The 11,916-nt window shown below is 59.2% G+C and carries 10 protein-coding genes and 2 pseudogenes; 5 read left to right on the top strand and 7 right to left on the bottom strand.

What is annotated here, in order from left to right:
- The first annotated feature begins 12 nt into the window (after positions 1 to 12).
- The 3 genes from AC1D2Q_RS27455 (at position 13) to AC1D2Q_RS27445 (ending at position 2,036) form a co-directional block, all read left to right on the top strand.
- On the top strand, positions 13 to 822 hold the full coding sequence (locus AC1D2Q_RS27455; protein ID WP_477815261.1) for an energy transducer TonB: 810 nt from the start codon (positions 13 to 15) through the stop codon (positions 820 to 822).
- Between the two features lie 85 nt (positions 823 to 907).
- Positions 908 to 1,633, top strand: coding sequence for a MotA/TolQ/ExbB proton channel family protein (locus AC1D2Q_RS27450; RefSeq protein ID WP_019649103.1), 726 nt, complete (start codon positions 908 to 910; stop codon positions 1,631 to 1,633).
- 1 nt (position 1,634) lies between these two features.
- On the top strand, positions 1,635 to 2,036 hold the full coding sequence (locus AC1D2Q_RS27445; protein WP_019578566.1) for an ExbD/TolR family protein: 402 nt from the start codon (positions 1,635 to 1,637) through the stop codon (positions 2,034 to 2,036).
- Positions 2,037 to 2,356: 320 nt separating this feature from the next.
- Here the strand turns inward: AC1D2Q_RS27445 and AC1D2Q_RS27440 are convergent, their stop codons facing one another.
- The 6 genes and pseudogenes from AC1D2Q_RS27440 to AC1D2Q_RS27415 form a co-directional block, all read right to left on the bottom strand.
- Complete coding sequence (locus AC1D2Q_RS27440; RefSeq protein WP_477815277.1) at positions 2,357 to 3,430, bottom strand: methyl-accepting chemotaxis protein; 1,074 nt, start codon at positions 3,428 to 3,430, stop codon at positions 2,357 to 2,359.
- A gap of 219 nt (positions 3,431 to 3,649) precedes the next feature.
- A pseudogene (locus tag AC1D2Q_RS27435) lies at positions 3,650 to 3,922 on the bottom strand (PAS domain-containing protein); the annotation flags it as partial.
- A gap of 403 nt (positions 3,923 to 4,325) precedes the next feature.
- Positions 4,326 to 5,357, bottom strand: a complete 1,032-nt coding sequence (gene antC, locus AC1D2Q_RS27430; protein WP_477815260.1) for an anthranilate 1,2-dioxygenase electron transfer component AntC — start codon at positions 5,355 to 5,357, stop codon at positions 4,326 to 4,328.
- 18 nt (positions 5,358 to 5,375) lie between these two features.
- Positions 5,376 to 5,864 carry an anthranilate 1,2-dioxygenase small subunit gene (gene antB / locus AC1D2Q_RS27425; RefSeq protein WP_018927825.1) on the bottom strand — a complete coding sequence of 163 codons (489 nt, stop codon included), beginning with the start codon at positions 5,862 to 5,864 and terminating at the stop codon, positions 5,376 to 5,378.
- Between the two features lies 1 nt (position 5,865).
- Entirely contained in the window at positions 5,866 to 7,251 is a 1,386-nt protein-coding gene (gene antA, locus AC1D2Q_RS27420) for an anthranilate 1,2-dioxygenase large subunit (RefSeq protein WP_477815259.1), read from the bottom strand.
- A gap of 260 nt (positions 7,252 to 7,511) precedes the next feature.
- Positions 7,512 to 8,750, bottom strand: a complete 1,239-nt coding sequence (locus AC1D2Q_RS27415) for an acyl-CoA dehydrogenase family protein (protein ID WP_477815258.1) — start codon at positions 8,748 to 8,750, stop codon at positions 7,512 to 7,514.
- A 433-nt stretch (positions 8,751 to 9,183) separates the two neighbouring features.
- Between AC1D2Q_RS27415 and sfnG the strand changes: the two genes are divergently transcribed.
- Positions 9,184 to 10,284, top strand: coding sequence for a dimethylsulfone monooxygenase SfnG (gene sfnG, locus AC1D2Q_RS27410; protein WP_477815257.1), 1,101 nt, complete (start codon positions 9,184 to 9,186; stop codon positions 10,282 to 10,284).
- Between the two features lie 51 nt (positions 10,285 to 10,335).
- Here sfnG and AC1D2Q_RS27405 read toward each other — a convergent pair whose 3' ends face one another.
- Positions 10,336 to 11,613 carry a flavohemoglobin expression-modulating QEGLA motif protein gene (locus AC1D2Q_RS27405; RefSeq protein ID WP_477815256.1) on the bottom strand — a complete coding sequence of 426 codons (1,278 nt, stop codon included), beginning with the start codon at positions 11,611 to 11,613 and terminating at the stop codon, positions 10,336 to 10,338.
- 131 nt (positions 11,614 to 11,744) lie between these two features.
- Between AC1D2Q_RS27405 and AC1D2Q_RS27400 the strand changes: the two are divergent.
- Positions 11,745 to 11,852, top strand: a pseudogene (locus AC1D2Q_RS27400) (protocatechuate 3,4-dioxygenase subunit alpha); the annotation flags it as partial.
- Positions 11,853 to 11,916: the final 64 nt, after the last annotated feature.

Raw genomic sequence — 11,916 nt, 5'->3', positions numbered from 1 at the left:
AGGAGTCTATCAATGGGCAATGTCCAGAATGCCGCCAGTGCCCTAGAGGTGTTCCGGCACCCACTACCCGGCGGTGAACTGCTCGATCTTGGCCGGGTCTTCCGGGAACCCTTGGCGCTGTCGCGGCAGCTCAGCACGCCCAGGCACGTGTTGAGTCGCCGCGAAGCGGTCTTGCTGGGGGTGTTCGCGTTGGTGTTGCATGGCGCGGTGATTGTCTGGGTCAACCAGACCCCGCCGCCGCAACTGCCGGTGGTGCCGCCTGAGATTCCGCCGATGACCATCGAGTTCTCGCAGCCGGCGCCTCCCGTTGTGGTGCCGCCACCTCCTGAGCCGATACCGCAGCCGGTGGTCGAACCGCCACCTGTGGAGGACGAACTGGCCGTGAAGCCGCCACCGCCCAAGCCGATTCCCAAGCCCAAGCCGGTGGTGAAACCGATGCCCAAACCTGCCGCCAAACCGGTGGAACAGCCGCCGGCACCGCCCGCGCTACCACAACCGGTCGCGGCTCCGACGCCATCGGCACCGCCAGCCCTGAAACCGGTGACCCCTGCCTCGGCCAGTGCCGCGTACCTGAAGAACCCAGCACCGGAATACCCGTCGCTGGCGATGCGTCGCGGCTGGGAAGGCACGGTGTTGTTGCGTGTGCACGTCCTGGCCAGTGGCAAGCCCGGTGAAATCCAGATCCAGAAAAGCAGCGGCCGCGACCAACTCGATGACGCGGCACTGGCGGCGGTCAAGCGCTGGAGTTTCGTCCCGGCCAAGCAGGGTGATGTCGCCCAGGAGGGCTGGGTCAGCGTGCCCATCGATTTCAAAATCAAGTAACGCAACCTGTCGACGTATACCGCGGGCCACCTGACAAAAGGCGCATCGCTACAACCGATTTAATGCCTTGTTGGAGAGCCTGACCATGAACCTGATCGCATCCCCTTTCGAATCCATCGAACACACTGTCATCTGGCTGTTGATCCTCTTTTCCGTCGCCACCTGGGGCCTGGCCTTGCTCAAGGGCGTGCAGTTCACCCGTCTCAAGACCCAGGATCGCAAATTCCATAAACACTTCTGGGCCGCTTCCAGTCTCGATTCCGCCGCTGAATTGGCCCATGGCCAACCGGGCGCTGCGGCTCGCGTGGCACTGGCCGGTTATGCCGCGATCCAGGTGCCAGAGGGCGCACAAGCTGCCGACTTGAGCCAGGCAATCAATCATCAGGACCGTCTCGAGCGCGCCTTGCGCCAGCAGATCGTGCGCGAACGTCGCTCGCTGGAAAGCGGACTGGCGATCCTCGCCAGCATTGGCAGTACGTCGCCCTTTATCGGCTTGTTCGGGACAGTCTGGGGCATCATGTCGGCGTTGAAAGGCATCAGTGCGGCGGGCTCGGCGAGCCTGGAAACCGTGGCTGGGCCGATCGGCGCGGCACTGGTTGCGACGGGCGTAGGTATCGCCGTCGCAGTGCCGGCGGTGCTGGTCTACAACTACTTCCTGCGTCGCCTGAAACTGACCGTCGCCGACCTCGACGACTTTGCCCACGACTTCTACAGCCTGGCGCAGAAAAACGCGTTCCGCGTTCTGCTGCACCCGGTGCTGAGCAAGTCCGGCGCGACCGTCGCCGGACAGCAAGTCAAGGAGGCCTCCTGAAATGGCCTTCTCCACACAAGACAGCGATGAAGTGCTCAGCGAGATCAACGTTACGCCACTGGTGGACGTGATGCTGGTGCTGCTGGTGGTATTTATCGTCACCGCGCCACTGCTGACGAACGCGATCCCGATCAACCTGCCGAAGACCGAATCGGTGGCGCCGGTGGAACAGAAAGACCCGCTGGTGGTGAGCATCGATGACAAAGGCAAGGTGTTCATCAACAAGGACGAGATTCAGGCGGATCTGCTCGAGTTCAACCTACAAGCGGCCAAAGCGAAAAATCCCGACGTGCGCGTGCAACTGCAGGCGGACAACGGGGTGAATTATGGCGAAGTAGCGCGGGCGATGGCCTCGATCGAGCGGGCGGGGATTACCAAGTTGTCGGTGATTACGGCGAAATAAGTTTCGGGTTTATTGCATTGGATGTGTGGCGGCGAATTATGGGGGAGGCCGCGTTTGGCGAGCAATCTCCGCTAGCTGTTAGTAAGCGGGCGGTGAATCCATCTTGCTTTTTTATCGTCGTGAGTTCGAAGCTCCGGAGGTAGCCAACAGCGCCTTCCTCAGTCGCGACAAAACGGCTTAAGAAAATCGGTAGTGTGGCAGGGAACGACCTATGAAGGCCGTCCCCATGCCGATTGTGGCGCAAACCACTTGAGGTCGGTGCTCTCCCGTATTTTCGCCGGTCGACTACGAGCTTCTTCGGTCAGCTCAAACACCTCTAGTTATCGATTAAAGCGCTCGACCAATGAGTACTGAGTATTGGCCGTCCGGGTCAATTCCTTGCTTAACTCTGCCGAATGATGGGCCTGCTCTGATGTCTGATCTGCCAGGTGCGCGATGGTGGTGATATTACGGCTGATTTCCTCTGCAACGGCGGTTTGCTCTTCAGTGGCCGCTGCAATTTGGGTTGTCATATCAGTGATGTTGGCGACCGCTTCACTGATACCTACCAATGCTTTGTCTGCCTCAAGCACCCACGTCACACCTTCTTCGGCCTGACGGCGACCACTTTCCATCGTTTGCACGGCGTTATCGGAAGACATCTGGAGCTTGGTTATCAGGCCATGGATTTGCGTCGTGGATTCAGAGGTGCGCTGCGCCAACTGACGCACCTCGTCCGCCACCACGGCGAAGCCTCGACCCATATCACCAGCGCGGGCAGCTTCGATCGCGGCATTCAGGGCCAGTAGGTTGGTTTGATCGGCAATGCCTTTGATGACATCGACCACGGTTCCGATTTCACTGCTGTCCTTGGCCAACTGCGCGACCGTCTGCCCGGTTTCGCCAACCACTGCGGACAGTCGCTGGATCGCTTCGCGGGTATCTCGGGCCACATCGCGTCCGCGTCCGGTCAGCAAGTTAGCTTCTTGGGAGGCGTCAGCGGTGCGTTGGACATGGCTGGCGACTTCTTGTGTGGTCGCCGCCATCTGATTGACCGCTGCGGACACTTGTTCGGTCTCGACACGCTGGCGATCAAGACCCCGTGAGCTGTCGGCGGCCAATACGTCGGACCTCCCGGCTAGTCCGCTGAGTTGCTCCGCGGTGTCCTGCAGACGTGTAAGACAGGTCTTCAGGCGCGCGGCCTGGCTCACAAAGGCGGTTTCCAGGCGTGCCTGAGGGCCGCACTCGTCGCTGTACATTTTCGCGATCAGTTGATCGGAGGTGGAGGGTTCAGCCATCTGTAACAAGCGCAATGTCCCCTGCTTTTGCCAGCGCGTGACGATCAGTCCGAGCGGTGCAGAGACAGCTGCGGTGATGGCAATGGCCACGAAGGTGTTGAGTAAGACACCACTCAAAGCCCCCGCCAAGCCCATAACCAGGAATGGCAGCCAGCCAAGCAGGGCCGGTTGCCACTTGTCACGCACGGGGATGGCCGCCTTGCCCTGACTGATGCGCTTGTAGAGGGCTTCGGCGCGGTGAACTTGTTCGGCAGTGGGTTTGACCCTGACCGATTCATAGCCAACCACTTGGCTGCCTTCGAAAATCGGTGTGACGTAGGCATTGACCCAGTAATGGTCACCGTTTCTGGAGCGGTTTTTGACAATGCCCATCCAGGGGTTGCCTTGCTTAAGAGCGCCCCACATATGGGCGAATACGGCAGGAGGCACATCGGGATGGCGGACGATATTTTGCGGTGCGCCAATCAGGTCGGCTCTGTCGAAGCCACTGATTTCTACGAAGGCGTCATTGCAGTAAGTGATGACTCCTCGAGCATCTGTTGTCGAGATGAGTTTCTGTTGAGGTGCAAGCGCGACCTCACGTTGCGTAACGGGTTGGTTGTTCCTCATTCCTGCAGCTCCCTGGGTCCGGTAAAAAGCCATCGGCAGACGCCAGAAAAATGTGAGTGATTTTTTTTAAAATTATATTTAACAACAATGAGTTACATCAATTTTGCTCATTGGAAACCGGGTCCGGATTAGATTTTTTTCAGGTCCGTCCTCGACATCCAGGTTTACGCAAGGTTGTAGGAATGGCCTTGTCTGGATTACTTGATTGACGTCAACCGCCTGTGTCGGCCTGCGCTGTATTCTGCGCTGAAACCGACTGTTGGTAGCGCAACAGCGGATGATGGCGTCTAGTGCACGCCAAACCTCTCTGATTCTTTGAGGAAGGGAGATTGGCTGCGACGCAGTCAGACGATAAAAAAAACAGGGAAATATCTGGATGCCTCTCCGGATATTTCCCTGTTGCTCAATGTTTGGAATGGCTATCGATAAACCTCTCGTAATACATCTGGAACTGCTCGATCTTCTGATCGTTGAACCAGGTTTTAATCGCGTCGACCATGGGCGGAGGACCGCACAGATAGATGTCGAATGGGTTGGCTTCGAAGGACTGACGGTCGAAGTGGTCAGGAATCCACCCGGTTTTACCTTGCCAATCCACGGAGGGTTTTGAAACCACAAGGTGATAGTCGAAGTCGGCGATTCGTTCGCGATAATCAGCCAGGCGTTGAGTTTCGCACAGGTCATTGTCCTGTGTGACGCCATAGAACAGTTGGATCGGGTGCCCGCAGCCACCTTTCTCTGCAATGTTATCAAGCATCCCGAGGAAGGCCGACAGGCCGGTTCCTCCTGCCACCAGTACGAGAGGTTTGGTTACCTGACGTAGATAGAAGCTCCCCAATGGGGCCTCGAGCTCGAGTACTTGACCGGGGCGGCAATGCTCACGGATGAAGTTGCTCATCACGCCATCAGGCAAGAGCCTGATGAGAAACTGCAACTGGTTGGTGGGGTTGGGGCGGTTGGCGAATGAGTAGGAGCGCCACTCACTGGTGCCCGGTACATGCAGTCGAGCGTATTGCCCCGGAAGAAAGTCCAATTGCTGCTGGTGGCCGCAAGCGTCCAGATGAAGGATCGCCGTGGTGGCCGAAACCTGCTCCACACCGGTAATCACCGCTTGCAACAACTGGGTGGCCCCAGCGTTGCACAAGCTCGAATCGAAGTCGAAATAGAACGACGCATCCGATTGCACGCGGGTCTGGCAAGAGAGCATTTTGCGTTGCGCCAGATCCTGCTCGGAAAGGGCCTCTTCATCGACGTAGTCTTGAGTGAATTGGCCTGATTCGCAGCGACCCTGGCAAGTGCCACAGACACCTTCGCGACAGTCCAGCGGGATGTTCACGCCATTGCGTAGCGCGGCGTCGAGCAGCAGTTCGTTGGGCTTGACCTCGAAGAACGAGGTCTTGCCATCTGCGAAGCTGAAAGCGACTTTATGGTTCATGACAGCGTGCCCCACAGTTCACAGGTGATAGAAATCAAGCACTGAGTTGATCGTGTCGTTGAGCAGCACGATGTGCTTGCGGGTGATCTTCCAGCTGTCTGCGTCCGCTTTGAGGTGGTAGGTCACATGGCCGTAGAACTGCTCGGACAGCCCTTGCCGGGTGTAGAGCGTGACCCAGGCGGCCTTGACTTCAAGCAAGCCGTTATCGATCTCCTTGATTCGCACATTGCTGATTTGATGCAAGGTGCGCGGCATCGGGTTTGAAGCTGCCGACTTGCCTGTGCGCAGACGAAATACCCGGTCTTCCAGACCGGAGCGGTTCGAGTAGTAAATCAGCGACATGCCGCGCTTGGGATCGGTGGTGTACACATGCTCCGACTCCCATTGCGGCAGGTGGAATTCGCTCTGTTCATCAAACAGGGCGATGTAGGCGTCCCAATCCTGCTGATCACACAGCTCGGCTTTGCGGTAGAGGAATTGTTCGACGGAATGTTGTAGTGCGCTCATTTCACACCTCCTTCAACTTCAGGGCTTTTTGTGCAAGACCTTGCAGAAGGAAGCGCTGCCAGGATCCGTGCTGATTGATGTAGAGCCCCTCATGCGTGAACTCGGTGCCGGTCAGTACCGGGTTGATGCCCAGAACCTCGCTGTTCGGGGTGGGGCCTTCGACCCATTTCTCACTGCCGCGGGATACTTCGTTCCAGCGCTCGAGGCGGGCCTGGAATCCGCGTTGGGCTTCGCGAAACTCCACCAGGTCGTCGGGAGTGCCCATGCCTGAAACGTTGAAGAAGTCCTCGAACTGGCGGATCCGGTTTTCCCGATCTGCGTCGGACTCACCCTTGACGCCGATGCACTGGCTGGTGATCTCGGTCTTGTTCCAGGCCACTGGGCGCACGATACGCAGCTGCGAGCTGATCTGATCCATGAAGAACAGGCTTGGGTAGATGTTGAGATTGCGTAGACGATGCATCATCCACTCGGCTTGTTGCTGGCCGTATTCCTTCACCAGGCGCGGCATCACGCTGGCATAACCGGCGCGTACAGTCGGGTTGGGCATGTCGCTGAACAAGAGGCTGTGGCCATTCTTGAACGAGAACCAGCCGTCGTCGGTTTCGGCATCGCCGGCGCCCAACTTGCTGTAGTCCAGCGTGTCGGAACCGCCGCCCTTGCCCGCGTTGACTTGCTGGCGATGCTGCACCGTGGAGACGTAGTTGTAGTGCACGGTGCTGACGTGATAACCATCCAGGCCGTTTTCGTGCTGCAGTTTCCAGTTGCCGTCATAGCTATAGGTCGACTTGCCGGGCAGTACTTCCAGCTCGCCGGTCGGAGACTGCGCGACCATCATGTCGAAGAACACTTTGGCATCGCCGAGGTAGTCCTCCAGCGAGTCGCTGCCATTGACGTCCAGGCTGATAAAGACGAAACCCTTGTAGCTCTCGATCCGGGCCTTCTTCAGGCCGCGTGTTGCTTTGTCGAAACCCTCCGGGTATTCACCTGGGGCCTTGACCTTGACCAGGCGGCCGTCACTTTTGTAACACCAGGCGTGGAACGGACAGGTAAAGGTAGATTGGTTGCCTTTGCTGACGCGAGTCAGGGTCGCGCCCCGGTGCTGGCAAGCGTTGATCAGCGCATGGAGCTGATTGCTCCCATCGCGGGTGATGATCATCGGCTGACGACCTGCACGCATCGTCAGGAAATCATTGGGATTGGCGATTTCGCTCTCGTGGCAGGCGTAGATCCAGTTCTTCTCGAAGATCAGTTCCATCTCCAGGTCGAACAGTTCCGGCTCTGTGAACATGTCACGGGCGACGCGGTAAATACCTTCGGCCGGCCGAAAATCCAGGCAACCCTGAATGTAATCTTGCCACTGCGCAATGCTTCTAGTGCTGTTCATCAGGTACACCCTTTTTGTAGTTTTAGGCACGACCCGATTGAAAGCCTTTCTGTGCGGTGGATCTATCCGGATTCGAGGCGATATCTATCCGTTTCTGAGGGGGCGGGGGGGCGCTTTTCGTGAGGCCTGTCAGGCGAGGGTGTTTTAACATTTGCGGTCCCCACGAGCTCAAGGCCTCGTACCCACAACGCCTTCATTTTCAACATGCCGGAAACATCAGCTGCAGGTGCCGGGGGATCGGGCACCCGCGTGATGTCGGCTTACTTCGATCCTCTACCGATCTGCCAGACGTAGGGAGGTTCGGTGCCGTTGATTTCCCAATCGCCGATGATGCGTTCCTTGTAGATCAGCGGGTTGTGTGAGGCCGCGGTGCGCGCGTTGCGCCAGTGCCGATCGAGGGCCTTGCCGGTGCTGGTGGCCGAGGCGCTGAGGGCGTTGAACAGATCACTGGTGGCGCGCAGCACCAGGTCGGCGACCACCACTTGGGCCTGGGCCGATTCCAGTTCGGCAGCGATGTTGGCCTCGCGTTCGGCGACGTCGTCATGGGCGAAGCGGCTTTCGTACGCCACCTGCAAGGCGGCCGCCGCGCGCAGGGTGGTGGCGTGTGCGGCGTAGACCTGCGCCGACGCCTTGCCCACCACTTGCTGCACCTGAACGTCCTGGCTGACGTGACTGGCATTGCCGGTGCTGAAGATGCGCGTGCGCTTGCGCACTTCTTCCGTGATGTCGTGCACCGCGGCACGGCCGGCACCGGTCTGAACCGCCAACAGTACCAGTTGGTAGAAGGCCGTCTGGTACTTGAAGCGGGTGGCGAAGTCCAGCAGGTTCTCGGGCTCCACCACCGCGTCCTTGAACACCGAGGTACCGCTGCCGGTGGTGCGCTGGCCAAAACCATCCCAATCGTCGCTCTGGGTGATGCCCGGTTGCTGTACACGAACGGCGGCAATCACGTCGGCGCCGGTGTCATCGCGCTGGGCATAGAGGTCGATCCAGTCGGCGAAGATGCTGCCGGTGCTGTAGTACTTGGTGCCGTTGACCACCCAGTGTTCACCCAGGCGCGAGACACGGGTGCCGACCTGGCCGATCTTCACGCTGCCGACTTCGGTCCAGGCGTTGCCCACCAGGTCACCCTCGACAAAACGCTTGAACCAGGTGTCCTGCGGCGCGTCGGCCTGCGCATTGAGGCGGTCTTCGACAAAGGCAAAGTGACCGCGCAACGCCTGCGGCAGGTTGGAATCGGCTGCGGCCAGTTCGATCAGCAACTCAAACAACTGGGGCAGGGAAGCGCCGGCGCCACCGTACTGCACTGGCACGCGCACGGCGCCAAAGCCAGCTTCCTTCAGCCACTTCACTTGTTCAAAGGGCAGGCTGCGGCTTTGCTCGCGTTCCAGTGCGCCGGCGGCGATGCGTGCAAAGATCGGCCGGAAGCGCTCGGCCAGGGCCTGGTATTCGGTATCGCTGGAGAAGGGACGTGGCAGGTGTTGTTGCTGGACAGTCATGGTGTTGCTCCTTATGGAAGGCAAGAGAAGCAACAGAGCAGTCGATCTGTTGCGTACTGCAGTCAGTGCACAGGTCGTGCCTGGCACTGCAAAGGCCATTTTAGCGGGCGCGTGGGGGTGTTGACGAAGCTTGCGCCTGTCGCCTGCCGGGTAAACTTGCTGAAGCACTGACCGCCCGGCAACAGTGGCCGAGACGTGCTGTGTTGCGCGGACCCGGAGGCAACTGTTGGGCGCGCAACAGTTGATCATCAGCCTGTCCGGTAGGCGACACCGCATAAGTCCGAAAAAAATAAATAACTGTTTGATTAATTTAGGTTTATTGAAGTGGCACGGTTGCTGCCTTAGTCCTTGTGCAGGTGCCGTGATGGCTTCCGCCATCATGAGGACGGGCAATGAGCAACACACTGAACGTGGTCGCAATGGAGTACATGCAATGAGCCAGGACAACATCAAGTTTGCTTACTGGGTTCCCAACGTCAGCGGCGGCCTTGTGGTCAGTAAGATCGAACAGCGCACCAGCTGGGACATCGATTACAACCGCAAGCTGGCGCAAATCGCCGAAAAGGCCGGCTTCGAATACGCCTTGTCACAGATCCGCTTTACCGCCGGTTATGGCGCCGAAAACCAACACGAGTCGGTGACCATCAGCCACGCACTGTTGGCCGCCACCGAGAAGCTCAAGGTGATCGCGGCGATCCTGCCTGGCCCTTGGAGTCCGGTGCTGGCGGCCAAGCAGCTGGCCACGATCGACCAGTTCACCAACGGTCGGGTGGCAGTGAATATCGTGTCGGGCTGGTTCAAGGGCGAATTCCGGGCCATTGGCGAGCCGTGGCTGGACCACGATGAGCGCTATCGTCGCTCGGAAGAGTTCATCCAGGCGCTGAAGGGCATCTGGACCCAGGACAACTTCAGTTTTCACGGCGACTTCTACCGCTTCCATGACTACACCCTCAAACCCAAGCCACTGCAGCAACCGCACCCGGAAATCTTCCAGGGTGGCAGCTCGCGCGCGGCGCGGGACATGGCTTCGCGGGTTTCCGATTGGTACTTCACCAACGGCAACAGCATCGAAGGCATCAAGGCCCAGGTCGACGACATTCGGGCCAAGGCCGCGATCAATGGTCACTCGGTGAAAGTCGGGGTGAACGCTTTCGTCATTGCCCGCGAAACCGAGGCTGAAGCCCGCGCGGTATTGCAGGAGATTATCGCCAAGGCCGATCCGGAGGCCGTCAATGGTTTTGGCAGCGAGGCGAAGAACGCCGGTGCCTCTAGCCCGGAAGGCGAAGGCAACTGGGCCAAGTCCACCTTCGAAGACCTGGTGCAGTACAACGATGGCTTCAAGACCAACCTGATCGGCACGCCGCTGCAGATTGCCGAACGTATCGTCGCACTCAAGGCTGTGGGGGTGGATCTGGTGCTCAGTGGCTTCCTGCACTTTCAGGAGGAAGTGGAGTACTTCGGCCGCAAGGTGTTGCCGCTGGTGCGTGAGCTGGAGCGCGAGGCGGTGGCGACCAAGGCTGCGGCACTGGCGTAAGGGACGGGAAAGGTCATGCCTACATTTCGATTCAATTCGCAGGTACCGTGATCACATAGCGCTGGCATCAGTTTCGTGTTCGTCTGCAAATGCCATGAGCACCTCCAGATCGAGCACATCCAACTTTATCCGAGCGATAAAAGCGGAGAAGGCCAGGTTGGCGGCGAGTAGACGCAGATCGGAGGCCCAGGCCGGTAGATGGATCGGGCTCTGGAGCCAGCCGGACTCGAAAAGTGGAGCCAAGCGTACGGTATCACCCAGACTGAGGCGCCCCGCAAACAAATGGCCCACCAATTCCGGCCGGTTGTCGCGGATCGCGATGCGCAACAAGGTATGGACGCCGAGCAAACCGGTCAGGTAAACGGCATCCTTGGTAAACGCCGAACCGCCATGCAGGTCGGCGCCACGGAAAACCCGTTGGGTTGAACGGAAGGACTCCTCTTGCGACTGACCGGCAGCCAGAAAACCTTCGAATACCTGGATGAAATCGGCGCCATCCAGCGCCTGCTGGACCGCAAGCACGCGCAGGGCAAGGCGCCGCAAGCGGTTGATATCCATGCTGCCGGTGAACAGTTCTGCCAGGGTGGCAATACCTTCCTGAGTCTGAGTCGTGCGTGGCGCCCCCAGTCCCAGGCTTTTGAGGTTGGGTTGGTGCGCGCCGTTTTGTGCCGTGGCGACATGCACGAAGGCCTCGTGGTGCAATAACTGATTCTTGTCCAGTTCCGAGAACAGAGCGCTGGCACGCAGGCGTATGCGGCTCGTACCGGCGATGGCCTTGGCGGCCAGGGTCGGGTCCAGAATGACCGTGATCCGGCCCGCGCCGAAGAAACGGTCCAGTTCCGGCTGCATCCAGGCGGCGAAGGCCTCGGCCGGGATCTCGGCCTGACTCGGCGGAATCCGGGCACCGCCCAGAAGGGCGTCGGTGGTCTTGAGGAAGAAATTGGCCGCGTCCAGCATGCTCAGGTTCTGGCTCTGATAATAGAAATCCGGGCGCCGGTACAGCGCTGACGAGTATTGAGTAAAGGCGGGAGTTCCGATGGCACCCAGCATGCGTCCAGCCGTGGCATAGCTACGCGCTGTCATGGCGAGGTAGTTCCCGGCCGGATGCCCCTCATCGCAACGGCTGATAAAGGCTTCCAGGGCGGCGATGYCGGCGCTGTGCTCGCGCGGGCGCAATTCGACTCTGGGCAATTCTGCTTTCCCGCCGCGCCATTGCGCCAGGAAGACTTCCTCGACTCCATCCGGCCAAGACAGGGCATCCAGCACGCGGATCTTGCGGGCCAAACCGGGCAGAGCGGCATCGAGTTCAGACAGGGAAGCGGCGCTCATGGAGATCCCCTTGAGAGACGAGGTTCATTGGAAACAGCTTAGTCGTCGCCGACGTATTGCGTTGTGACTGATCAAGGGACCTGCTGTCGGCAGGGGCATCGTTCCTGTTTCACCCCAACGCCCGCCGTCGGCGTCGCGAAACGCTGATAGCGCAGCGTTGCGAGGTGGATGGCAAGGTGGCTTATCGTTTCGACATACGTATTCAGGGGGAGGGTGAAACGGTGTTCTTCGATTTTTAAATCCGCTTCGTGCCGAGCCCGCGAGTTCAACGAGCCAAGCATGCAGACAACAAAAAGCCGCTGC

This window comes from Pseudomonas sp. P1_A1, from assembly GCF_056406935.1.
The sequence above is the reverse complement of the archived record's forward strand: the minus strand, read 5'-3'. Positions and strand labels throughout refer to the sequence as shown.

Coding starts and splice junctions, on each gene's coding strand:
- AC1D2Q_RS27455 (WP_477815261.1), top strand. CDS start 13: ATGGGCAATGTCCAGAATGCCGCCAGTGCCCTAGAGGTGTTCCGGCAC.
- AC1D2Q_RS27450 (WP_019649103.1), top strand. CDS start 908: ATGAACCTGATCGCATCCCCTTTCGAATCCATCGAACACACTGTCATC.
- AC1D2Q_RS27445 (WP_019578566.1), top strand. CDS start 1,635: ATGGCCTTCTCCACACAAGACAGCGATGAAGTGCTCAGCGAGATCAAC.
- antC (WP_477815260.1), bottom strand. CDS start 5,357: ATGAACCATAAAGTCGCTTTCAGCTTCGCAGATGGCAAGACCTCGTTC.
- antB (WP_018927825.1), bottom strand. CDS start 5,864: ATGAGCGCACTACAACATTCCGTCGAACAATTCCTCTACCGCAAAGCC.
- antA (WP_477815259.1), bottom strand. CDS start 7,251: ATGAACAGCACTAGAAGCATTGCGCAGTGGCAAGATTACATTCAGGGT.
- AC1D2Q_RS27415 (WP_477815258.1), bottom strand. CDS start 8,750: ATGACTGTCCAGCAACAACACCTGCCACGTCCCTTCTCCAGCGATACC.
- sfnG (WP_477815257.1), top strand. CDS start 9,184: ATGAGCCAGGACAACATCAAGTTTGCTTACTGGGTTCCCAACGTCAGC.